Source organism: Alitiscatomonas sp. (genome assembly GCF_037242085.1).
GTDB classification, from domain to species: Bacteria; Bacillota; Clostridia; order Lachnospirales; family Lachnospiraceae; genus Alitiscatomonas; species Alitiscatomonas aceti.
On sequence record NZ_JAXXBR010000032.1, the window covers coordinates 18,947 to 42,226 of the forward strand.

A 23,280-nucleotide genomic window follows, 5' to 3' on the forward strand; every position below is an offset into this window, starting at 1 on the left:
TTGCCCAGGATATGCAGATAAGATAAAAGGAAGGCTGAGAGGGGTGCATTTCCCTTTCAGCCTTCCTTTTTTGCGGCAGTTCCTTATGGCTGCCCGGGCCGGCTCCAGTTCCGGGATGGGGCGTGAAGCTCCCACCACCAGTTGATCTCCGCGCCCATGAACAGGATACAGATACAGAAATACAGCCACAGCATCATTAGGATCACTGCCGCCAGGCTTCCGTAGGTCACAGTGAAATTTTTAAAATACCGGAAGTAGATGGAGAATGCGGTGGAAAACAGGGCCCAGCCCACGGATGCGAAGGCAGCTCCCGGTATCTGGCTTTTAACGGAAAGCCTGCGGAAAGGAAGGACCGCATAAATAGCCAGGAAAAATACAAATAAAATAGCCAGGGTGACCAGTCCTCTCACAGGAAAGGCCAGGAAATCAAAGGTGGACATCAGGGGGATCCAGGCCCAGACCTGTTTCTGGATCTGCTCCCCGAACACCAGGAGCGCCATGCACAAAAGACACATGAGGGAAAAAAGGACTGTATATCCGGCGCAGATGATCCGGCGGACGATATAGTTTCTCTGGATCCCTGTGCCCCAGACCCGGTTTAAGCCCCGCTCGATGCTTAACATTCCCCGGGATGAGGACCAGAGGGCTGCAATGGCCGTGGCTGACAAAAGGGCCATGGGAGAGTCGGAATGGAGACTGTCCAGTACATAGACCACCAGGCCATCCAGGGTATCCGGCACCATCTGGACCACCAGGGACAGAAGATCGGACTCGTTCACCAGAGGCGTGGCCTGGATCAGGGACAAAAGGAGCATGAGGAAAGGGATGGAGGCCAGGATGATAAAAAAGGAGGCCTGGGCCGCATAGACGGACATTTCGTCTTTGGAATATTTTTCAAAGAGCCGTCTGCATTCCAGTAAAAAACGGATCATAAGGCAAGTCTCCTTTCCATAATATGGGTACGGGGGTACCGGTCCGGGAGCCGGGGCCTTTCTGCTGGCCGGCATCGGAGTCCTGGTATCATAAAAAGATATTAGCATGACGGGAGAAAAATGACAAGGAGAACCATGGCGGTTTATGTCGAGCGAAACATGGATCTTTTTGTTCTAAGAAAAGAAACGGCTGAATACATATTATAGTGTGCCGGAGAGAACGGCCGGTCAGAAGAACTGATCATATCGAATAAAGGAGAAATACTATGTCAGAAAAAGTTATGGAAAACAACAGGGTCACGGTCATCGGAACCATCGTATCAGACTTTACATTCAGCCATGCAGTGTTTGGGGAGGGATTTTATCTTGTGGATCTTTCCGTCAACCGGCTCAGCGAGCAGGCGGATGTGATCCCTCTTATGGTTTCGGAGCGGCTTATGGATGTGACAAGGGATTACCGGGGCTGCACCATCGAGGCCGACGGTCAGTTCCGTTCCTATAACCGCCATGAAGGCGTGAAAAACCGACTGGTGCTTTCTGTGTTCGTGCGGGAGGTACAGTTTTTAGAGGAATTTACCGATTATACCAAGACCAATCAGATCTTTCTGGACGGATACATATGTAAGGAGCCCATATACAGGAAAACGCCCCTGGGACGAGAGATCGCGGACCTTCTGGTGGCCGTGAACCGTCCTTATGGGAAGTCCGACTACATTCCCTGCATTGCCTGGGGAAGGAACGCCCGGTTTGCCTCGGGATTTTCCGTGGGGACCAGGATCCAGATCTGGGGCCGGGTCCAGAGCCGGGAATACACGAAAAAGCTCAGTGAGACCGAGTGTGAGAAGAGAACGGCGTATGAGGTATCGGTCAGCAAGCTGGAATGCTGCCAGTGATCCGGGAGACCGCAGGGTCCGGCAGAAGGGAGGTTTCCTGAAGAGGCGGCCCGCCGCAGACAGGGAAGCCCCAGGGCGGTTTTAGCTCCTGTTTAAGGAAAACTTGCAAAATACGAAAAAGTGTGTTAAGATATGCGGGCTTAGATCCATCTTACTGAATATATCTGTGAAAACGGATCGTACATAAAGGATGAGGTGCTGGACATGAGAAAAAATACGATACGCATAATCTATGGTCCCGGAAATGGGAAATCTGCCTCCGCAGTGGGGTATGGACTGCTGGGAGCCCTGGCCGGGAAAAAGGTGATCATCGTGCAGTTTTTAAAGGGCGTTCTGGAGGAAAGGAGCCTGGAGATCCTGGAGCGCATGGATCTGGAGATGAAGGTGTTTCGTTTCGAGCGTTCCCGATGCTATTTTGAGGATCTTCCGGAGGACCAGAAAAAGGAAGAGACCATGAATCTGAGGAACGGCTTTAATTTTGCAAAAAAGGTCATGGCTACGGGAGAGTGTGACCTGCTGATCCTGGACGAGGTCCTGGGCCTGGTGGACCAGGAGGTGATCTCCAGGGAGGAATTTATCCGCTTCCTCCAGTCTGCGGACGACGAGACGGATCTGATCATGACCGGACGGGTCTGCCCCGATGAGATCCGGCAGTATGCGGATCAGATCTCCTATGTGGAAAATCTGTAATGGCCGGAGATCCCGGGCCTGACAGGCGGAAATTTAAAAGTTGACAATTCCCTGGATTGATGATAGGATTATGGAAAACGAGGGATGAAGTTTTGGAGCTGGCGTCTTGGCGGATGTCGGCTCTTTTTTGGAGGAGGAGCATATGGCTATTTTTGAAGGTGCAGGTGTTGCCATCGTAACACCATTTAAAGAAAACGGCGAGATCAGCTTTGATAAACTGGATGAGCTCATTGAGGAGCAGATCGCAGGCCATACGGACTGTATCGTCTCCATGGGAACCACCGGAGAATCTGCCACCACCACAGAGGAGGAGCATCTGGAGGTGATCCGCTTTACCTGTGAGAGAGTGAAGGGAAGGATCCCCGTGATCGCGGGAACCGGCTCCAACTGCACAAAGACGGCGATCACCCTTTCTGAGGAAGCGGAAGGAGCGGGAGCCGACGGCGTGCTTCTGGTGTCCCCGTATTATAATAAGGCCACCCAGAATGGATTAAAAGCTCACTTTACAGCTGTGGCCAACGCCATTAAGATCCCCGCAGTCCTTTATAATATTCCCAGCCGTACCGGCGTAAACATCGCTCCGCAGACCATCGTGGACCTCTGCCGGGACGTGCCCAATATCGTAGGCGTGAAGGAGGCCAGCGGGAACTTTTCCGCTATTGCGGAGATCATGCAGTTATCAGACGGAGCCGTGGATCTGTATTCCGGCAACGACGACCAGATTGTGCCGCTCTTAGCTCTGGGAGGAAAAGGAGTGATCTCTGTCCTTTCCAATATTGCGCCCAGAACGGCCCATGATATCTGTGAAAAGTTTTTCCAGGGAGACCTAGAGGGCAGCAGAAAGCTCCAGTTAAAGGCTCTGCCCCTCATTAAGGCCCTGTTCTGCGAGGTGAATCCGATCCCCGTGCGTGCGGCCTTAAATCTCATGGGGAAACAGGTGGGAGCGCCCAGGCTTCCGCTGACAGAGATGGAACCGGATCATCAGGAGCTTTTAAGGAAAGAAATGGAAAAATTCGGACTTTTATAAATTTCTGTTTTGGAGGCATAATTATGGTAAATGCGATCTTAAACGGCTGCAACGGAGCCATGGGCCGAGTGATCACGGACATCGTTTCAAAGGACGACGGGATCCGGATCGTGGCCGGTGTGGACGTGAATCCCTTAAAGCTGGCAGATTATGAGGTATACGAAACCCTGGACCAGTGTCCGGCGGCCGATGTGGTCATCGATTTTTCTTCTGCGAAGGCCACGGACGGCGTTGTGGCTTACTGTGAAAAAACGAAGACGCCGGTGGTCTTATGTACCACAGGGCTTTCGGAGGAGCAGCTGGAGCGGGTGAAGGCCCTTGGAGAGACCACGGCGGTACTCCGGTCCGCCAATATGTCCCTGGGTGTGAACCTTTTATTTAAGATCTTAAAGCAGGCGGCTCCTGTGCTGGCAGAGGCGGGCTTTGATATCGAGATCCTGGAGAAGCACCACAACCAGAAGGTGGACGCTCCCAGCGGAACGGCCCTGGCCCTGGCCGATGCGGTCAATGAGAGCCTGGGGAACGAATACCACTATAAATACGACAGGACTGCCGAGCGTGTGAAGCGCGATAAAAAAGAGATCGGCATCCAGGCCATCCGCGGCGGCTCCATTGTGGGCGAGCACGACGTGATCTTTGCGGGACAGGACGAGGTGGTCACCTTCCAGCATACGGCGTATTCCAAGGCCATCTTTGCCAAGGGCGCAGTCCAGGGAGCCAAATTCCTGGCAGGAAAAGCTCCGGGCATGTACGACATGGCCGATGTGATCGGCTGATACATATTCTCCTTTCTTTCGTGCATACTAAGGCAGAAAGAAAGGAGATTTTTTATTATGGAAAAGATCAGACGGATCACTTTTGGCATTATGCTGGCTGCTGTTGTCTGTGCGGCCGCTGCCTGCGGAAGAAATGATACCAATGGAAGCACCGCAGGACAAAGCTCCGGACGGGAGGAGTCTTCCACGGCTCCCGGAAGCAGGGCCACAGAGGAGGTGCCAGGGACCTCGGCCACAGGCGTTGACCTTCCCTCCGGCGAAAGCGGGACAGACGGAGAGAGCGGCGGCGTCATCCGGGATATGGTGGATGATGTGAAGGATGGAATGGAGGAGATCACCACCGGGACCACCGGGGCAGGAGAAAACGGCACATCCCATGGGACCGGGGACGGAACGACCGGCCAGACCACGGGAGGCGGGGCATCCGGCACCGCAGGCGGCCAGTAAACAGGGGACAGGGAGTAACACGAAAAATGTGGGACTCCCTCTTTTTATTCCCAGGGAAATATGGTATTCTGGTTACATAGGAAAAGGAGGTGGAGCCATCCGCTATGTATACAGGCCGTACCATCCGTGGCGGCATGGATACAGAAGAGAAAAAAGAAGGAAAGCGTTCTGGTTTTTCATAAGGCTCCTGCTGGTCCTGGAGCTTCTGGCAGCGGCTTCTTTCTATATAAAGAGGCATACAGTGGTGGAGGTTTCAAGGGAAGCGGCAGACGGTCCGCCGGAGCTGGAGGGGGACCGGTCAGGCGAGGTGTTCGGCATTGGGATCGAGTCCGGAGGCCCCCTGTTCTGGTTTCACAGAAAAACAGAGACGGAAACAGCCGGGCCGTAAAGTTATTCTTGATTTTCCCAGGATGATGTATTATAATTCCTTCTGAACTGTTGCTGTTTTATTTGAACAGCTTATAAATGAACCAGTTACCAACTATCAAAAGAAAAGGATGGGCAAAGGAATGAAAAAAGTTGATTTACTGTACGAAGGAAAAGCAAAAAAGGTTTATACAACAGAAGATCCTGACATCTTGATCGTAGATTATAAGGATGACGCCACTGCCATGGACGGTCTGAAAAAGGGCACCATCGTCGGCAAGGGAGCCATCAACAACCGAATGACCAACCACATCTTCAAGCTTCTGGAGAAGGAGGGGATCCCCACCCATTACGTGGAGGAGCTTTCCGACCGGGAAACAGCAGTAAAGAAGGTGGAGATCGTTCCTTTGGAGGTCATCATCCGGAATATCACTGCCGGCAGCTTTGCAAAAAAGATGGGTGTGGAAGAGGGCATCGTGTTCAAGCGCCCCACTCTGGAGTTCAGCTATAAGAACGACGACCTTCACGATCCGTTCATCAATAAATATTATGCCCTGTCCCTGGAGCTGGCCACTGAGGAAGAGATCGACACCATCACAGAATACGCCTTCAAGGTAAACGAAGTGATGAAGAAATATTTTGACAGCCTGGGCATCGACCTGGTGGACTTTAAGATCGAGTTCGGCCGCCACAAGGGCCAGATCATCCTGGCTGACGAGGTTTCCCCGGATACCTGCCGTCTCTGGGATAAGGAGACCCATGAGAAGCTAGACAAGGACCGCTTCAGAAGAGACATGGGCAACGTGGAGGACGCATACAACGAGGTATTCAGACGCCTTGGGATCGAGGACAGAAAATAGTATAGGAAAAGAGGAATATCATGTACGACAGATACCAAAGCCCTCTCTCTGAGAGATATGCAAGCAGGGAAATGCAGTACATCTTCTCCCCGGAAAAGAAATTCCGCACCTGGAGAAAGCTCTGGATCGCCCTGGCTGAGACGGAAAAGGAACTGGGCCTGCCGATCACCCAGGAGCAGATCGATGAGCTGAAGGCCCACAAGGACGATATTAACTTCGATGTGGCAAAGGAAAGGGAAAAGCTGGTACGCCACGACGTTATGTCCCACGTATACGCCTACGGCCTCCAGTGTCCCAACGCCAAGGGGATCATCCACCTGGGCGCCACCTCCTGCTATGTGGGGGACAATACAGACATTATCCTGATGACAGAGGCCCTTAAGCTGGTGAGGAAGAAGCTGGTGAACGTGATGGCAGAGCTGGCTTCCTTTGCGGAGAAGTATAAGGACCAGCCCACCCTGGCCTTTACCCATTTCCAGCCGGCCCAGCCCACCACTGTGGGAAAGCGGGCCACCTTATGGCTTATGGAGTTAAAGCTGGATCTGGACGACCTGGACTATGTGATCTCCTCCATGAAGATGTTAGGTTCTAAGGGGACCACCGGAACCCAGGCCAGCTTTCTGGAGCTGTTTGACGGGGACCATGAAAAATGCCGGAAGGCCGATCAGATGATCGCGGAGAAGATGGGCTTTACGGGCTGCTTCCCGGTTTCCGGCCAGACGTATTCACGGAAGGTGGACAGCCGCGTGCTCTCCGTCCTGGCGGGCATCGCCCAGAGCGCCCATAAATTCTCCAACGACATCCGTCTCCTCCAGCACTTAAAGGAAGTGGAGGAGCCCTTTGAGAAGAACCAGATCGGTTCCTCTGCCATGGCGTATAAGAGAAATCCCATGAGGAGCGAGCGGATCGCTTCCCTGGCCAACTATGTGATGGCAGATATGATGAACCCCATGCTGGTGGCTTCCACCCAGTGGTTTGAGCGGACCCTGGATGATTCTGCCAACAAGCGGCTTTCCATCCCTGAGGGCTTCCTGGCCGTGGACGGGATCCTGGACCTTTACCTGAATGTGGTGGACGGTCTGGTGGTATATCCCAAGGTCATTGAAAAGCGCCTGATGTCCGAGCTGCCGTTTATGGCGACCGAAAACATCATGATGGATGCAGTAAAGGCCGGCGGGGACCGTCAGGAGCTCCATGAGAGGATCCGGGAGCTTTCCATGGAGGCCGGAAGGAATGTAAAGGCGGAAGGCAGGGACAATAATCTTCTGGAGCTGATCGCCGCAGATCCGTCCTTCAATCTGACCCTGGAGGAGCTTAAAAAGACCATGGACCCGAAAAAGTACGTGGGCCGCGCTCCCCAGCAGGTGGAGGAGTTCCTGGATGAGGTGATCCGTCCCGTTCTGGAGGAAAATAAGGATCTTCTCGGCATCAAGGCTGAGATCAACGTATAGGCTGGCGTTTATTCATGGATACCAGCAGTATCAATACGGAATATTATAAAGTGTTTTATTATGTAGGGCGTCTCGGCAGCATCACCGCTGCGGCAGAGGCGCTCTGCATTTCCCAGCCGGCGGTGAGCCAGGCGGTGAAACAGCTGGAGAAGGCGTTAAACAGCCAGCTCTTTATCCGGACCCAGAAGGGCGTCCGGCTGACGGCCGAGGGAGAGCTTTTGTTCCCCTATGTGGAGCGGGGGATCGAAAATCTCCTGGACGGAGAGCGGATGTTAAGGCGGCTGGTGGACCTGGACATGGGTGAGGTACGCATCGGGGCCAGTGATATGACCCTGCAGTTTTACCTGCTCCCCCACCTGGAGCGGTTTCATGGCCGGTATCCCAATATCAAGGTCATGGTGTCCAACGCCCCGACGCCGGAGACCATCCAGTCCCTGTATGAGGGAAGGATCGATTTCGGTGTGGTCAGCACGCCATTCGACGCCAGACCGGAGGTGGCGATCAGGCCGGTGAAAAAGATCCGGAACGTTTTTGTTGCCGGAAGCCAGTACCAGAGCCTCAAAGGAAAACGGCTGGAGTACGGGGCTTTAATGGATCTGCCCTGTATCTTTCTGGAGAAGAATACCAGTACCCGGCGGTTTATGGACCAGTTTCTGGAAGAGCGGGGTATTTTTTTGGAGCCGGAGTTTGAGCTGGCCACCAGCGATATGGTGGTCCAGTTTGCCATGCGGAATCTGGGCATTGGCTGTGTGATGGACGAATTTGCCAGGGAGAAGATCGAAGCCGGAGAGCTTTTTGAGCTGACCTTTGGTGAGAGGATGCCGGACCGGGAGATCTGTATTGTAACGGATCGGAAGAATCCCGTTTCTCCGGCAGGGGAACGGTTTCTGGAGGTGCTGGGAGCATTGGGAATATAATGAGGAATTATGGAGAATATAAGTAATATTTTCTTTACTTATGGACCTTTCTGGTATACACTAAGGATGCGTCAGAGATCAGAAAGAGCTCTGGCAGACCGACACACATCCAAAGGAGGATCAACAATGGTTCGAGCAATCGTAGGAGCCAACTGGGGCGACGAGGGAAAAGGCAAGATCACCGATATGCTGGCAAAGGAGTCCGATATCATCATCCGCTTCCAGGGAGGGAGCAATGCGGGCCACACCATCATCAACGATTATGGGAAGTTTGCCCTGCACATCCTTCCGTCCGGCGTTTTTTATGATCATACCACCAGCATCATCGGAAACGGGGTTGCCCTCAATATCCCGTATCTGGTCGGCGAGCTGAAGGACATCACCAGCAAGGGCGTTCCCATGCCCAGGATCCTGGTGTCAGACCGGGCCCAGATCATGATGCCGTATCACATCCTGTTTGATACGTACGAGGAAGCCAGACTGGCGGGAAGGTCCTTCGGTTCCACGAAATCGGGCATTGCACCGTTTTATTCAGATAAATATGCAAAGATCGGCTTCCAGGTCTGTGAGCTGTTCGGGGACGAGACTGCGCTGATGGAGAAGCTGGAGAACGTATGCGCCTTAAAGAACGTGCTGCTGGAGCATTTATACCATAAGCCGCTGCTGGATCCGAAAGAACTGTTCGATACCATGATGGAATATAAAGAGATGATCGCGCCCTATGTATGCGACGTTTCCAGATATCTGCATGATGCATTAAAGGAAGGGAAGAATATTCTGTTAGAGGGCCAGCTGGGCTCCTTAAAGGACCCGGACCACGGGATCTACCCCATGGTTACCTCTTCCTCCACACTGGCTGCCTACGGCGCCATCGGCGCCGGGATCCCGCCCTATGAGATCAAAAATATCACCACCGTTGTAAAGGCGTATTCCAGCGCTGTGGGCGCAGGGGCCTTTGTCAGCGAGATCTTTGGAGACGAGGCTGACGAGCTGCGGCGCAGGGGAGGAGACGGAGGCGAGTTCGGAGCCACCACAGGCCGTCCCAGACGGATGGGATGGTTTGACGCCGTGGCCACCCGGTACGGCTGCCGGATCCAGGGAACCACAGAGGCTGTCCTGACGGTGCTGGACGTTCTGGGATATCTGGATGAGATCCCCATCTGCGTGGGATACGAGATCGACGGAAAGATCACAAGGGATTTCCCCACCACTCCGGATCTGGAGCGGGCAAAGCCGGTGTATAAGACGCTTCCGGGCTGGAAATGCGAGATCCGGGGCATTAAGAAATACGAGGAGCTGCCGGAAAACTGCCGGAAATATGTGGAGACCATTGAAGAGGAGCTGGGCGTTCCGGTGACCATGGTATCCAACGGACCGGGAAGGGACGACATCATCTTCAGAAGGTAAGCGGCGCTCCCCACAGAGCGCGGGGACAGAAGAGAGTTTCAGAAAACAGTAAGAAAACGGAAAGAAAGCGCCGTTGCAGACGGCCGGGAAAAAGGGTATAATGGAGCTACTCCATATCCTTATCCCGGTCGTCTTTTTTCAGCTTTACGAACATGAGAAAGCCGTAAATAAGGACAGGAACGATCATTACCACAAAAACAAGAGCCATGAGGATGTTGGCGGGAGCTCCGGTGACAGCCAGGACGATGAGAGCCAGGAATGCGGCCGCTGCGGCCAGGATCCCGGCCCAGGCAAGGATTCGTTTCATGAGGATCCTCCTTTCATAAGCAGATTGTATGGGCAGGCTGCCTGTACTGGAGCTATTATAGCGCAGACACAGAGGATTGGAAAGGACGAGAACAGATTTTTGGAGGGAAATATGAAAAACAGGAAACCATACGAAGGAAAATGGATGGCAGCAGCGGCCCTGGGAGCGCTTTTTTCACTCCAGGCCGTATGCACCGCCTTTGGAGCCGACGGGACCTGGATCCCCGACGGGAACCGGTGGAAATATGAGCGGTCCGATGGAAGCATGGCGGCGGGCACCTGGGAGGACATCGACGGAGAGTGGTACCATTTCGGGTCCGATTCTTATATGCAGACCGGATGGCAGAAGGTGGGCAATCTCCGGTACTTTTTTGAGGACGGAGGCGCCCTGGCGGAGGGCTGGAGCTGCTACACCGGCGACGGGGATGAAAAATGGTATTATTATGATGAAAACGGAAACGTGCGGATCCACTGGCAGGAGATCGGGGGAAAGTGGTACTGGTTCAATTCCTCCGGCGTTCTGAACCTGGAAGCCTCAAAGACCATCGGCGGCCGGAAATTCTATTTCCATGAGGACGGCAGCATGGTGGGAAACGAATATGTGGGCTTCTACTATTTTAATATGGACGGCCAGCCCGACGAGCAGTACTTCATTACGGCAGAAGGCCAGGATGGAGGAAAGATCTCTGTGGAGGAGACCGTAAAAGACGAGATCGCTGAAAAGATCAACGCCCTTCCGGCAGGCTGGAGAAAGAAGTTTTTAGACGACGGCTATAAGTTCATCTACTGTCCGGAGAAGGGATATTACGGGGCCGTTAAGGATGAGGAGACCGGAGACCGGTACTATATCCGCCATAAGCTCAGCAAGGCGGACCATTACCTGCGTTTTTCCGAGCCGGACGCCATCTGGGCCGGATTTGGGGAATATATGTACCTGAATATGAAAAAGGAACTGCGGGATTACGATTTTTCCTGGTGGGTGCGCCGCCGCTCCTATGAGCTGTCGGAGATGACGGATATTCCCGAGGCCCTTTACGACGATTATCAGACCATGTTCGGCCTTTTGTACGCCGATTATATGGACGAGGAGAAACGGCCGCAGATGGAGGTGCTGCTGGACGATATCTGCTGGATCTTTGAAAAGATCCTGGATACCCGGAACGAGGACGGCACCAGGACGCGCTAGGGAAGAAAGTACCGCTTGACGGATGGGATGCAAGCTGTTACTATATGAATATAACAGTTGTTACAGGAAAGACGGTGAGTGGATGATACTAAAGATCGATTTTGAAAGCGAGGAGGCTTTATACGTACAGCTCTGCAACCAGATCATCCGGGGCATCGCCACGGAAACGCTGCATGAGGGAGACAGCCTGCCTTCGGTGAGACAGCTTGCGGACGAGATCGGAATTAACATGCATACGGTCAATAAAGCATATTCTGTGTTAAAACAGGAAGGTTTCCTGCGCCTGGACCGGAGGCGGGGGGCCGTCATTGCCCTGGATATGGATAAACTGAGGGCCATGGACGAAATGAAGGATGATCTGGCCCTGATCGTTGCCCGGGGGATCTGCCGGGATGTGGGCCGGGACCAGGTCCACGCCCTGGTGGATGAGCTCTATGATGAGTTCCTGGGGCAGGAATAAAGGAGGAAGCCTATGCTTTGCGAACAATGCAGAAAGCGGGAAGCGACCGTAAAATATGTGGAGGTGGCCGGAGGAGTGAAAACAGAGCACAACCTCTGCGCCCAGTGTGCCGGAAAGCTGGACCTGGGGCAGTATTCGGCTCTGTTTGAGGGAGAATTTCCTCTGGGAAAGCTGCTTTCGGGGCTTCTTGGGATCCCGGATACAGCCCGGGATGAGAACCGTTTTGCAGGCGTGGTCTGCCCTGTCTGCGGCACCACCTATGAGGACTTTGTAAAGAACAGCCGGTTTGGATGCGAGGATTGTTACAGCGTGTTCGATCCGCTGATCGGCGAAAATATCCGGCATCTCCAGGGCAGCGAGCGCCATGTGGGGAAACGGCCCGCCGCGTATGGGGACACGGCAGAAAGGACGGCCTCCGGGGAAGATCTGGGGGACCAGGAAGCAAAAGCCCCGGAAGCGGGAGAGGACCGGATCCAGAGGCTTTCCTTACAGCTTAAAAACGCGGTCCGGCGGGAGGATTACCAGGAGGCCGCAAGGCTCCGGGATGAGATCCGGGGACTGAAGGAGGAAGCAGACCAGAATGGAAAAATGGTTTGATGTGCCGGAAAAAGAGGGCTCCAGCGTGATCTGCAGCCGGGTACGGCTGGTGAGGAACTGGAGGGAATATCCTTTTCCGGGAAAGATGACAAAGGAACAGAGCGTGGAAATGACGGGAAGGCTCATGAACGGCGTGAAGGAGTCAGGGGCCTTTTCCGGCAGCCGCAGCCGCTATTTATATCTGGACCGGATCCCGGACCTGGAGCGGACGGCGCTTTTAGAGCGCAGGGCCATAAGCCGCGGGGTCTCAAAGAAAAAGGCGGCCGCAGGCCTGGTCTTATCTGAGGATGAGCGGCTGGGGATCACCATAAACGACGACGATCACATACGGATCCAGGCAGTGGAAAAGGGAGCCGCCCTGACAGAGTGCTACCGGCGGGCCGACCAGATGGAGGAGCTTCTGGGCAGCCGGTTTGAATATTCCTTTGATGAAAAATACGGATATCTGACGTCGTTTCCCACCAGCGTGGGAACGGGACTCAGGGCATCGGTGGTCTTACACCTGCCGGCCCTTTCCAGGCGTAAGAATTTTAACAGCCTTACCTCAGACATGGGCCGTTTCGGGACCCTGGTCCGGGGCCTTTACGGAGAGGGGGAGGAAAATCCCGGCTCTCTTTACCAGATCTCCAACCAGAAGACCCTGGGCCAGACGGAAAAGGAGATCGTGGACCTGGTGGCCAAAGCGGCGGCGGAGCTGGACGCCCAGGAACGGCGGCTCCGGCGGACTGCCATGGGCCAGAGGCCGGTGGCCTGCGCAGACGAGGCGTATAAATCCTATGGAGTGTTAAAATATGCCAGAAGGCTGACCAGAAAGGACGCCATGGAATTTTTATCCCAGATCATGGCGGGAGCTGCCGACGGGATACTGAAAATGAAGGAGCCATGCTCCGTCTATGGGCTCATGCTGGGGATCCAGCCGGCGAATCTTTTAAGCCAGGCAGAGAGACCCTTGAGCCGTGAGGAGCTGGATGCGGCACGGGCAGACTTTTTAAGGGCCCGTCTGCCGGAAATCATCTGACAGGAGGAATGAAAGGAACTTTATGGAGCGATATACAGAGAAAGCAAAGGAGGCCCTGATCCTGGCCACAGAGGCCGCAGAGGAAACGGGTTCCCGGACTGTGGGGACCGAGCATATCCTGGTGGGACTCATGAAGGAGGGCACGGGAACGGCAGCCAGGGTCCTGGAGGCCGGAGACGTGAAGCTGGAGCGGGTCCTGGAGCTGGAGAAGAAGCTGGTGTCCTCCAGCCAGCCCACCCAGATCCGTGACCGGGAGGGCTATACGCCCATTGCCAGGAAGGTGCTGGAAAACAGTTACAGGGAGGCGGTCCGCTTCCATGCCCCGCTCATCGGAACGGAGCACATCCTTATGGCGATGTTAAAGCAGACGGACTGTGTGGCTGTGCGGCTTTTAAATACATTAAACATCAATATCCAGAGGCTTTATATCGATCTTCTGTCCGCCATGGGAGAGGAAGGAGCCGCCGGCCGTGAGGAGCTGGTCCAGGGCCGGAGCGGAAGGGATGGAAAGGCGGATACGCCGGTGCTGGACGAATACAGCCGGGATCTTACAAAGCTGGCATCCGAGGGAAAGCTGGATCCGGTCATCGGAAGAGAGCATGAGATCGGCCGGGTGATCCAGATCTTAAGCCGCAGGACGAAAAATAACCCCTGCCTCATCGGAGAGCCGGGCGTGGGAAAGACGGCGGTGACCGAGGGCCTGGCCCAGATGATCACAGCCGGGGACGTACCGGATACCATCCGGGGAAAGCGGGTGGTGATCCTGGACCTTTCCGGCATGGTGGCCGGTTCCAAATACCGGGGAGAATTTGAGGAACGGATCAAAAATGTGCTGAACGAGGTGCGGGAAGCGGGAAATGTGCTTCTGTTCATCGACGAGATCCATACCATCATCGGCGCAGGCGGCGCAGAGGGGGCCCTGGACGCCTCCAATATCTTAAAGCCGTCCCTGGCCCGGGGAGAGCTCCAGCTGATCGGAGCCACCACCATCGAGGAATACCGGAAGTATATCGAAAAGGACCCGGCCCTGGAGCGCCGGTTCCAGCCGGTGACCGTGGAGGAGCCCACAGAGGAGGAGGCTGTGGCCATCTTAAAAGGCCTGCGCCCCAGGTATGAGGAGCACCACCGCGTGACCATCACCGACGCCGCCCTGACAGCGGCCGTCCGCCTGTCCTCCCGGTATATCAATGACCGGTTCCTGCCGGATAAGGCCATCGATCTGATCGACGAGGCCTCCTCCAAGGTGCGGCTTTCGGTTTTTGTGGAGCCCAGAGGCGTAAAGGAGCTGGAGGCGGAGATCAGGGAGCTGGAAAAGGCCAAAGAGGAGGCCATCCGGTCCGAGGCCTATGAGGAAGCGGGAGAAATAAAGAAAAAGCAGGAAAAGAAGCGGGAGAAGATCGGAAAGCTCCGGGAAAAGTGGGAGGAAGAGAAAAATTCCAGGACCCTTTTCGTGGACGAGACAGAGATCGCGGACGTGGTCTCCGGCTGGACGAAGATCCCCGTGAGCAAGCTGAAGGAGGAGGAGACAGAGCGCCTCTTAAAGCTGGAATCGATCCTCCATGAGCGGGTGGTGGGCCAGGAGGAGGCCGTGACCGCCGTTTCCAAAGCCATCCGGCGGGGACGAGTGGGCCTTAAGGATCCCAGACGGCCCATCGGCTCCTTCCTATTCCTGGGACCCACCGGCGTTGGGAAAACAGAGCTCTGCAAGGCTCTGGCCGAGGCCATGTTCGGGACAGAGAATGCCCTGATCCGGGTGGACATGTCCGAATATATGGAAAAGCACAGCGTATCCAAGATGATCGGCTCCCCGCCAGGCTATGTGGGCTATGAGGGAGGCGGACAGCTGAGTGAAAAGGTGCGGAGGAATCCCTATTCGGTGATCCTTTTTGATGAGGTGGAAAAAGCCCATCCCGACGTGTTCAATATCCTTCTCCAGGTGCTGGACGACGGTCATATCACCGACTCCCAGGGACATAAGATCGATTTTAAGAATACCATCGTGATCATGACCTCCAACGCCGGAGCGGAGAATATCATCGCCCCCAGGCACCTGGGCTTCACCTCCCAGGATGATGAAAAGGCCAGGTATACCAGGATGAAAACGGGGGTCATGGATGAGGTAAAACGGCTGTTCAAGCCGGAGTTTTTAAACAGGATCGACGAGATCATCGTGTTCCATCCCCTCAATAAGACCCATATGAAGGAGATCGTTTCCATCATGTTAAATACCGTCGGAAAGCGGACGAAGCAGCAGATGTCCATCCGCTTAAACGCCGGGGAGGATGTGAAGGATTTCCTGGTGGAAAAGGGCTATGATGAAAAATACGGGGCAAGGCCCCTGCGGCGCACCATCCAGAACCTGGTGGAGGATAAGCTGGCGGAGGCCGTCCTGGAAGGAAGGGTAAGAGAGGGAGATTCGGTGAAGCTCCTCTTAAAGGACGGACAGCTTAAATTTTCTGCCAGGCACCCACAAACTGCTAGAAAACAGGATAGGGTTGTGGTATGATAAAAGTGATCAGAAAAGGATCATAAAAGACCGCAGAAGTTTTAGGAAATACACAAAAGGAGACTAAGTATTATGTCAGTGATCAATGAATTAATCCGTACAGAAGAGAATGGGAACATCAGCTTTGGCAATTATTCCCTGGACGTGAAATCCAAAGCCGAGGATTTCGAGCATGACGGAGATCTTTATAAAGTAAAGACCTTTAAGGAGATCACAAAACTGGAGCGCAACGGCATGTTCGTATACGAGTCTGTTCCGGGAACTGCAGTGACCGATTTTTCCGTAAAGGACACAGAGGTATCCTTTAAGGTGGAGGGAACAGAGGACGCCCAGATCACGATCCAGCTGGAAGACGACATGGAATATGAGGTGTTTGAGGACGGCGCAGCCATCGGCGGCATGAAGACCAACATGAGCGGAAAGCTGAGCCTTTCCGTGGAGCTTTCCGAGGGAAAGGCCGTGGAAGTGAAAGTGATCCGGAAGTAAGCAGGAAAGAAAGGATATTATAGTGGCAAAAGCAAAGACAGGAACAGTATTTTTCTGTAAGGAATGCGGCTATGAATCCGGTAAGTGGATGGGGCAGTGCCCGGCGTGTAAGGAGTGGAATACCTTTGTGGAGGAGCCTGTGGTCTCGGAACGGAGATCCCAGGGAGCCGAAAGGGTCCGCGTCCCAGGCCGGGGCACTGCCCCTGTCCATATCTCGGATATTTCCCTGGAGGAGCAGGACCGGACGGCCACCGGCTTTGGGGAGCTGGACCGGGTCTTAGGGAGCGGGATCGTCCGGGGAAGCCTGGTGTTAGTGGGCGGAGATCCCGGGATCGGAAAATCCACCCTTTTACTCCAGGTTTGCCGGAATCTGTCCATGGCCGGAAAAAAGGTCCTCTATATTTCCGGGGAGGAGTCCTTAAAGCAGATCAAGATGCGGGCCAACCGGATCGGTACGATCACCGGGGAGCTTCTGTTCCTCTGTGAGACCAACCTGGATATGGTCCGGGGGGCCATTGAAAACGAAAAGCCGGACGTGGTGATCATTGATTCCATCCAGACCATGTACCGGGAGGATATTTCCTCCGCCCCCGGAAGCGTCAGCCAGGTACGGGAATCCACCAATCTGCTGATGCAGACTGCCAAAGGGCTGGGGATCACCATTTTCATCGTGGGTCATGTGACCAAGGAGGGCGTGGTAGCCGGTCCCAGGGTCCTGGAGCATATGGTGGATACGGTGCTGTATTTTGAGGGAGACAGGAACGATTCCTACCGGATCTTAAGGGCCGTGAAGAACCGGTTCGGCTCCACCAACGAGATCGGTGTGTTTGAGATGCAGGAAAAGGGACTGGAGGAAGTGAAAAATCCGTCGGAGATGCTGATCTCCGGCCGTCCCAGGGAGGCCTCCGGGGCTGTGGTGGCCTGCTCTCTGGAGGGGACCAGGCCCATTCTCCTGGAGGTTCAGGCGCTGGTGACGGCCAGCAGTTTCGGAATGGCCAGGAGAACGGCCAACGGCGTGGATTATAACCGGATCAATATTTTACTGGCGATCCTGGAAAAACGGTGCGGCTACGCTATGAGCCGGTACGACGCTTATGTAAACATCGCCGGCGGCATGAAGATGAATGAGCCGGCCCTGGATCTGGCTGTGGTCATGGCCCTGGTGTCCAGCTTCAAGAACCGGGAGGTGGATCCGGGCATGCTGATCTTTGGAGAGGTGGGCCTTTCCGGTGAGGTCCGGGCCGTTTCCCAGGCCGGGCAGCGGGTGGCGGAGGCTGTGAAAATGGGCTTTACGGCCTGTGTGCTTCCAAAGGCCAACCTGGAGAAGCTCCGGAGTGAAAGGCGGATCCGGCTCATTGGAGTGGAAAATGTAAGGGAGGCCATCGAGGGGGTATTTTCTGCTTCTCCGGCTTCCCATACGGATGAGCTCCCATTCCAGACGGTGGCCAGCCGCACATAAGGCAGCTGGAACACGGCTTCAGGACCGGCGGATCGCCAGGAGGAAAAGAGGAGGAATATGAAATGAAAGTGATCGATCTGACCCATACGATCCGGGAGGATATGCCAGTCTATCCGGGGACGGAAACGCCGGAGCTTTCACCGGCCAGCAGCTATGAAAAGGATGGATTTAAGGAAACGCTTCTCCATATGTATTCCCACACGGGAACCCATATGGATCCGCCGGCCCATCTATATGAGGGACGGACGACCCTGGATCAGTTCCCTGCGGACCAGTTTGTGGGACAGGCGCTGGTGATCGACTGCCGGGACCTTGCGGAGGGAGAAGCCATTACCATGGACCGCATCTGGAGATACGGGGCCCTGGCAGAGGAGGCAGATTTTCTGCTTTTTAACCTGGGATGGGATAAGCGCTGGGGGACAGAGGCGTATTTTGGAAATTATCCCTGTGTGGATGATGAGGTCCTGGATCATATCATAAAGGGGAATTATAAGGGGATCGGATTTGATGTGATCGGACTGGATCCCATGGACGATGCAGACCTTCCCCGCCATAAAAAGCTGTTTAAGGACTGTGAGATCGTGAACATTGAGAACCTTAAGGACCTGGAGCTTTGCGGGGAAGGGCTTTTCTGGTTTGGCTGTTTTCCGGTGAAGATCGAGAACAGCGACGGCGCTCCGGCCAGGGCCGTGGCCTGGATCGAATAAAAAATGGGGCTGCCGCCAGGGGACGAAAATGTCCTTTGGCAGCAGCCCCGGTGTGTTTCCGGCCTGCGGGATCTTTATGCCACAGCGTGGACCTTTGCCGCGTCGTGGTCGTCCAGAAATTCCTCAAAGCCAGGATTTTCTCCGCTAAATTCCACAGTGAGGACCTTTGTAAAGTCCAGGCTGAGGACTCCAAGGATGGATTTTGCATCGATGATCACACGGTTGTAGAAAATATTAATATCGAAATCACACTCACTGGCTCTGGCTACAAAGTCCTTTGCTTCAGCGATGGTAGAGATCCGGATCTTTCTCTGCGTCATCATGGGTATCACTCCTTTAAAAATAAATGCTATTGATTTTCCGTGTTCATTTCCTTTATATCATTTGTTATTTCAATAGTCAACCGACAAAATCTACTAGTTTTTTTGCTTTTTCCGGGTTTTTCTGTGGCTTTTCTCCAAAAGAGAGGATTTTGATGACAGCGGAAGGGATAATTACATCAGTTTTTTAAATTTTTCGGAAAATAGTAATTGACATTTGGGTGCTGCTGTGGTATCATTTTTAAACGTGAGAGGCAGTAAAAAATCTCATGAAAATTTATAGGGGATTAGTTCAATGGTAGAGCAGCGGTCTCCAAAACCGTAGATGGGGGTTCGAGCCCCTCATCCCCTGCTGATTAGAAAAGCTGGAATCCGATTCGGATCCCAGCTTTTTCTTTACAGGAAATTAGACTTTTCCGGGCCGGTATTGTATAATGGAGCAAGGAACGGAGGAAGGAAGCATGGAACAGAAAAAACAGGTCAGGATCTCGGTGCGGGCGCTGGTGGAGTTCGTGCTCCGCTCCGGAGACATCGATAACCGCCGTTCCGGAGCGGCCCAGAAGGATGCCATGGCGGCGGGGACCAGGATCCATAAAAAGATCCAGAAGCGGATGGGCGGAAATTACAGAGCTGAGGTGCCGTTAAAATATACGGCCCTGGACGAAGAGGAGGACATCGAACTTCTGGTGGAGGGCCGGGCCGACGGGATCTTTGAGGAAGACGGCATCGTGACCATTGATGAGATCAAGGGCGTGTATATGGATCTGGAGCGGCTTACAGAGCCGGTGGCGGTGCATATGGCCCAGGCCATGTGCTACGGATATTTTTACTGCTGCGACCGGGATCTGGACGGTGTGCGGATCCAGCTTACCTACTGTAATCTGGAGACCGAGGAGATCCGCCGGTTCCATGAGGACAGGTCGAAGAAGGAGCTGGAGGTGTGGTTTTGCTCGGTGATCCACGAATATTTTAAGTGGGCCAGATATCTGTGCCACCATGAGCTCCAGAGGAATCAGTCCATAAACGGCCTGGAGTTTCCCTTTCCATACCGGGAGGGCCAGCGGGATCTGGCGGTGGCCGTGTATAAGACCATTTCCAGGAAAAAGCGGCTGTTCATCCAGGCTCCCACAGGCATTGGAAAGACTCTCTCCACCATTTTTCCCGCTGTCCAGGCCATGGGAGCGGGGAAGGCCTCTAAGGTTTTTTATCTGACGGCCAAGACCATCACCAGGACGGTGGCGGAGGAGGCGTTCAGGATCTTAAGGAGCCGGGGGCTGGTGTTCACGGCCGTGACCATCACGGCCAAAGAAAAGCTGTGCCCCATGGAAAAGGCCGAGTGCAATCCGGAGGCATGCCCCTATGCCAAAGGTCATTTTGACCGGGTCAACGAGGCGGTGTTCGACATCCTGCATCTGGAGCAGGAGATGGACCGGGAGACCGTGTTGAGATACGCGGAAAAATACCGGGTCTGTCCCTTTGAGTTCTGCCTGGATATTTCCAGCTGGACCGATGGGATCATCTGCGACTACAATTATGTGTTCGATCCAAACGTGCGGCTGAAACGCTACTTTGCCGACGGGGCCTCGGGAGATTATCTTTTCCTGGTGGATGAGGCCCACAACCTGGTGTCCAGGGCCAGGGAGATGTACAGCGCCTCTGTTTATAAGGAAGATTTCCTGGAGGTGAAGCGGATCATAAAGGGAAAGTCGCCCAGGCTGGAGCGGCAGCTGGACCGGTGCAATAAGCTGCTGCTTTCCATGAAGCGGGAGGGCGGGGACTGGCAGCTCCTGGAGGACGTGACGGGGCTGGCCGCCGGGATCATGACCGCCTTTTCTTATATGGAAACGTTTATGGAGGAATTCCCGGAGTTCCCGGAACGGGAGACAGTGCTGGACTTTTATTTCTGCCTCCGGGATTTTTTAAACGTCTATGAAGAGCTGGACGGCCATTACCGGATCTATGAGGAAAACCGGGAGGACGGCTCCTTCCTGGTGCGCCTCTTCTGCGTGGATCCTTCCCGGCTCCTTTCCAGATGCATGGACCAGGGAGCCAGCACCATCCTGTTTTCGGCCACGCTCCTTCCTGTCCGGTATTATAAGACCCTGCTGTCCGGGAACCAGGAGGATTACGCGGTGTATGTGAATTCGCCGTTTCCAGAGGAAAACCGTCTCCTTATGGTGGCGGAGGATGTGAGCAGCCGCTACACGAGACGCAGCCCGTCGGAATACCGGAAGGTGGCGGATTATATCCGGATCGTCACCCAAAGCCGGCCGGGAAATTATATGGTGTTTTTTCCTTCCTATCAGTATATGGGCGAGATCGAGGAGATCCTGGAGGAGGAGCCTTTGAAGGCGGATCTGCTGGTCCAGGGCCAGGGGATGGGAGAAGCAGAAAAGGCAGAATTCCTGGAGGAGTTTGAAAAGGAGAGGAGCCATTCCCTGGCCGCCTTCTGTGTCATGGGCGGCGTCTTTTCGGAGGGCATCGATCTGAAGGAGGAGCGGCTCATCGGGGTCATCGTGGTGGGCACGGGACTCCCCATGGTCTGCGTAGAGCAGGAGGTGCTGAAGGGGTATTTTGATGAGACAGAGGAGAAGGGCTTTGATTTTTCTTACCAGTATCCCGGAATGAATAAGGTCCTCCAGGCGGCCGGACGGGTGATACGGACGCCTGAAGACCGGGGGGTGATCCTTTTACTGGACGACCGGTTTTTAAGAAGGGATCATCTGGAGCTGTTTCCCAGGGAATGGGAGCATTTCCAGGTGGTGAACCGGGGAAATGCGGCCCGGTGCCTGGAGGATTTCTGGAATGGAAGGGAGCCTTAGGGCCGCCTTACAGCATGTCCATGAACTGTTTTGCCGCCTGGGATAAGGGGACCGAATCATTGGAGGCCACCACCAGCTTTCTGGCAGGAAGGCTCTGGGCCAGCTTAAGGATATAAAGCTGGGATTCGTCGGCGGGAATGCAGAAATCCGGCACAAAGGCGATCCCCAGGCCGATGCGGGCCAGATCGATGAGCAGGTCGTTGCTGCTCAGTTCGATCTCCGGCACCAGATCCAGGTGGGAGCGCTGGAACATGGAGTGGAGGAACTCGCTGGTGGTGCTTTTCCGATCCAGCATCATGATGGGGTACTCCTTTAGCTCCTCCAGGGTCAAAACCTGATCCGTCAGGGGAAAGGCCTCGGCATTGGCCACGAACACATCGTGGAATTCATGGATGCTCCGGACGCTGTGGCTGGCTAAAAGCCCGGAGTTGGGGTAGTTGCTCAGGATAAAGTCCACCTGTCCGTTTTCCAGAACGTGGGCGCACTCGATGGAAGTAAAGTTGAACACCTTGATGTGGACATTGGGGTAGGCCTTGTGGAACCGGTTTAAATAGGGGACCAGGTAGTAACGGCAGATGGTGTCGCTGGCGGCGATCCGCAGCTGGCCGCCGTTTAAGGAGTTGGCCTCCAAAAGCTGGTTTTCCCCCTTCTGGATCAGGTTCATGGCCGGTTCAATGTGCTTGAACAGGATCTCCCCCTCGGGAGTCAGCTGGACCTTTTTCGTACTGCGGATGAAAAGCGTCTGGCCCAGCTTCTTTTCCAGGACCTTCACAGACTGGCTCACAGCCGACTGGGAGATGAACAGGCATTTGGAGGCCTCGGAGAAGCTTAAGGTCCGGGCCACATAGTAAAACACTTTATATAATTCGTAATTGATATCCATTATTAGTCCTCCTTATAGGTAAACGACACTATTGTAGCACAACTTAAGAGTTTTGAAAAGAGGGAAACAGCATGTCAGAAGAGATGAGAGAAGAGATGGAACAGAACACGGAAATCGGCACAGAGGATATCTACCAGGTCTATATGGAGGAGCTGGCGGTGATCCCGCCCTGTACCGAGGAAGAGAACCGGGAGCTCCTTAAGAGGGTGAAGGCCGGAGACCGGGAGGCAAAAAAACGTCTGGTGGAAGGAAACTTGAAAAAGGCCCTGTTTTTTATCCAGGATTATCTGAACCGGGGAGTGCCCATGGCGGATCTGATCCAGGAGGCCAGCATGGAGCTGATGGAGCTGGCGGACGATGGCTTCCAGGAGGGCTTTGAAAAACTGCTGGAAAGCCGGATCCATGTGCGGATGGAGGAGGTGATCCGGGAGCAGAAGGCAGAAATGGATCTGGAGGAGGAGATGCTCGCGCGGGTCAACGTACTCCAGGAGGTGTCAAAGCGCATGGCCGAGGAGCTGGGAAGAGAGGCCAGCTTAAAGGAACTGGCGGAGCGCATGAAGATGACAGAGGAGGACGTCCGTGAGATCATGAAGATGACCATGGACGCACTGAAGCTCAGTGAGCTGAACCGCAGTCTCCAGGATTGATGATTTATTAGTTTAAAATATAAATAAAATTAGATATATTAATTTTACTTATTTATTTCGTTTGTGGTAAGATGATAGAAGAACAAGAATGCAACCTGTTTATATAAAGACTTTCAC

At 54.2% G+C, this 23,280-nt stretch carries 23 protein-coding genes, 1 tRNA gene and 1 pseudogene; 21 read left to right on the plus strand and 4 right to left on the minus strand.

Going from position 1 to position 23,280, the window contains the following annotated elements:
- Positions 1 to 83: 83 nt before the first annotated feature.
- The gene (locus tag WIH05_RS01210; RefSeq protein ID WP_337424864.1) at positions 84 to 932 is read right to left on the minus strand and encodes a YihY/virulence factor BrkB family protein; all 849 of its coding nucleotides are present in this window, start codon (positions 930 to 932) and stop codon (positions 84 to 86) included.
- Between the two features lie 266 nt (positions 933 to 1,198).
- Here WIH05_RS01210 and WIH05_RS01215 point away from each other — a divergent pair, with 266 nt between their 5' ends.
- The 10 genes from WIH05_RS01215 to WIH05_RS01260 all read left to right on the plus strand — a co-directional run bounded on the left by WIH05_RS01215 (position 1,199) and on the right by WIH05_RS01260 (position 9,766).
- Entirely contained in the window at positions 1,199 to 1,825 is a 627-nt protein-coding gene (locus WIH05_RS01215) for a single-stranded DNA-binding protein (RefSeq protein ID WP_022274133.1), read from the plus strand.
- A gap of 204 nt (positions 1,826 to 2,029) precedes the next feature.
- Entirely contained in the window at positions 2,030 to 2,515 is a 486-nt protein-coding gene (locus WIH05_RS01220; protein ID WP_022274132.1) for a cob(I)yrinic acid a,c-diamide adenosyltransferase, read from the plus strand.
- 142 nt (positions 2,516 to 2,657) lie between these two features.
- Positions 2,658 to 3,542, plus strand: a complete 885-nt coding sequence (gene dapA, locus WIH05_RS01225) for a 4-hydroxy-tetrahydrodipicolinate synthase (RefSeq protein WP_022274131.1) — start codon at positions 2,658 to 2,660, stop codon at positions 3,540 to 3,542.
- Positions 3,543 to 3,565: 23 nt separating this feature from the next.
- Positions 3,566 to 4,318, plus strand: a complete 753-nt coding sequence (dapB, locus tag WIH05_RS01230) for a 4-hydroxy-tetrahydrodipicolinate reductase (RefSeq protein WP_022274130.1) — start codon at positions 3,566 to 3,568, stop codon at positions 4,316 to 4,318.
- A gap of 57 nt (positions 4,319 to 4,375) precedes the next feature.
- Positions 4,376 to 4,765: a hypothetical protein gene (locus WIH05_RS01235; RefSeq protein WP_022274129.1), complete on the plus strand. Its 390-nt coding sequence runs from the start codon at positions 4,376 to 4,378 to the stop codon at positions 4,763 to 4,765.
- Between the two features lie 28 nt (positions 4,766 to 4,793).
- Positions 4,794 to 5,153 (plus strand): hypothetical protein, encoded by a 360-nt coding sequence (locus tag WIH05_RS01240; protein ID WP_215652910.1) that lies wholly within the window; start codon positions 4,794 to 4,796, stop codon positions 5,151 to 5,153.
- Between the two features lie 121 nt (positions 5,154 to 5,274).
- On the plus strand, positions 5,275 to 5,991 hold the full coding sequence (purC, locus tag WIH05_RS01245; RefSeq protein ID WP_215652911.1) for a phosphoribosylaminoimidazolesuccinocarboxamide synthase: 717 nt from the start codon (positions 5,275 to 5,277) through the stop codon (positions 5,989 to 5,991).
- 20 nt (positions 5,992 to 6,011) lie between these two features.
- Positions 6,012 to 7,442, plus strand: a complete 1,431-nt coding sequence (gene purB / locus WIH05_RS01250; protein ID WP_022274127.1) for an adenylosuccinate lyase — start codon at positions 6,012 to 6,014, stop codon at positions 7,440 to 7,442.
- A 14-nt stretch (positions 7,443 to 7,456) separates the two neighbouring features.
- Positions 7,457 to 8,359 (plus strand): LysR family transcriptional regulator, encoded by a 903-nt coding sequence (locus tag WIH05_RS01255; RefSeq protein WP_022274126.1) that lies wholly within the window; start codon positions 7,457 to 7,459, stop codon positions 8,357 to 8,359.
- Positions 8,360 to 8,485: 126 nt separating this feature from the next.
- Positions 8,486 to 9,766: an adenylosuccinate synthase gene (locus WIH05_RS01260; protein WP_337424866.1), complete on the plus strand. Its 1,281-nt coding sequence runs from the start codon at positions 8,486 to 8,488 to the stop codon at positions 9,764 to 9,766.
- Between the two features lie 106 nt (positions 9,767 to 9,872).
- Here the strand turns inward: WIH05_RS01260 and WIH05_RS01265 are convergent, their stop codons facing one another.
- Positions 9,873 to 10,073 (minus strand): hypothetical protein, encoded by a 201-nt coding sequence (locus WIH05_RS01265; RefSeq protein WP_022274124.1) that lies wholly within the window; start codon positions 10,071 to 10,073, stop codon positions 9,873 to 9,875.
- A gap of 111 nt (positions 10,074 to 10,184) precedes the next feature.
- On the opposite strand from WIH05_RS01265, the gene WIH05_RS01270 reads away from it, so the two are divergent.
- The 8 genes and pseudogenes from WIH05_RS01270 (at position 10,185) to WIH05_RS01305 (ending at position 18,491) form a co-directional block, all read left to right on the plus strand.
- Complete coding sequence (locus WIH05_RS01270) at positions 10,185 to 11,258, plus strand: cell wall binding repeat-containing domain protein (RefSeq protein ID WP_022274123.1); 1,074 nt, start codon at positions 10,185 to 10,187, stop codon at positions 11,256 to 11,258.
- An 82-nt stretch (positions 11,259 to 11,340) separates the two neighbouring features.
- Complete coding sequence (locus tag WIH05_RS01275; protein WP_158357310.1) at positions 11,341 to 11,718, plus strand: GntR family transcriptional regulator; 378 nt, start codon at positions 11,341 to 11,343, stop codon at positions 11,716 to 11,718.
- 12 nt (positions 11,719 to 11,730) lie between these two features.
- The gene (locus WIH05_RS01280; protein WP_022274121.1) at positions 11,731 to 12,315 is read left to right on the plus strand and encodes a UvrB/UvrC motif-containing protein; all 585 of its coding nucleotides are present in this window, start codon (positions 11,731 to 11,733) and stop codon (positions 12,313 to 12,315) included.
- Complete coding sequence (locus WIH05_RS01285) at positions 12,299 to 13,333, plus strand: arginine kinase (protein WP_022274120.1); 1,035 nt, start codon at positions 12,299 to 12,301, stop codon at positions 13,331 to 13,333. The genes WIH05_RS01280 and WIH05_RS01285 overlap by 17 nt, the downstream gene beginning before the upstream one ends.
- A 22-nt stretch (positions 13,334 to 13,355) precedes the next feature.
- Positions 13,356 to 15,839, plus strand: a complete 2,484-nt coding sequence (locus WIH05_RS01290) for an ATP-dependent Clp protease ATP-binding subunit (protein ID WP_337424867.1) — start codon at positions 13,356 to 13,358, stop codon at positions 15,837 to 15,839.
- A 72-nt stretch (positions 15,840 to 15,911) separates the two neighbouring features.
- Positions 15,912 to 16,325 (plus strand): hypothetical protein, encoded by a 414-nt coding sequence (locus WIH05_RS01295; protein ID WP_022274118.1) that lies wholly within the window; start codon positions 15,912 to 15,914, stop codon positions 16,323 to 16,325.
- A 22-nt stretch (positions 16,326 to 16,347) separates the two neighbouring features.
- Positions 16,348 to 17,709 (plus strand): annotated as a pseudogene (gene radA / locus WIH05_RS01300) (DNA repair protein RadA); the annotation flags it as partial.
- A 137-nt stretch (positions 17,710 to 17,846) separates the two neighbouring features.
- On the plus strand, positions 17,847 to 18,491 hold the full coding sequence (locus WIH05_RS01305; protein ID WP_022274116.1) for a cyclase family protein: 645 nt from the start codon (positions 17,847 to 17,849) through the stop codon (positions 18,489 to 18,491).
- A 74-nt stretch (positions 18,492 to 18,565) separates the two neighbouring features.
- Here the strand turns inward: WIH05_RS01305 and WIH05_RS01310 are convergent, their stop codons facing one another.
- Positions 18,566 to 18,811: an HPr family phosphocarrier protein gene (locus WIH05_RS01310; RefSeq protein WP_262427661.1), complete on the minus strand. Its 246-nt coding sequence runs from the start codon at positions 18,809 to 18,811 to the stop codon at positions 18,566 to 18,568.
- A gap of 281 nt (positions 18,812 to 19,092) precedes the next feature.
- Here WIH05_RS01310 and WIH05_RS01315 point away from each other — a divergent pair.
- Together WIH05_RS01315 and WIH05_RS01320 are read left to right on the plus strand one after the other, a co-directional pair.
- Positions 19,093 to 19,163, plus strand: a tRNA-Trp gene (locus tag WIH05_RS01315).
- A 109-nt stretch (positions 19,164 to 19,272) separates the two neighbouring features.
- Positions 19,273 to 21,633 carry an ATP-dependent DNA helicase gene (locus tag WIH05_RS01320; RefSeq protein ID WP_215652921.1) on the plus strand — a complete coding sequence of 787 codons (2,361 nt, stop codon included), beginning with the start codon at positions 19,273 to 19,275 and terminating at the stop codon, positions 21,631 to 21,633.
- Between the two features lie 7 nt (positions 21,634 to 21,640).
- Here WIH05_RS01320 and WIH05_RS01325 read toward each other — a convergent pair whose 3' ends face one another.
- The gene (locus WIH05_RS01325) at positions 21,641 to 22,516 is read right to left on the minus strand and encodes a LysR family transcriptional regulator (RefSeq protein WP_022274113.1); all 876 of its coding nucleotides are present in this window, start codon (positions 22,514 to 22,516) and stop codon (positions 21,641 to 21,643) included.
- A 71-nt stretch (positions 22,517 to 22,587) separates the two neighbouring features.
- Between WIH05_RS01325 and WIH05_RS01330 the strand changes: the two genes are divergently transcribed.
- Positions 22,588 to 23,163, plus strand: a complete 576-nt coding sequence (locus WIH05_RS01330) for a sigma-70 domain-containing protein (RefSeq protein ID WP_022274112.1) — start codon at positions 22,588 to 22,590, stop codon at positions 23,161 to 23,163.
- Positions 23,164 to 23,280 lie beyond the last annotated feature (117 nt).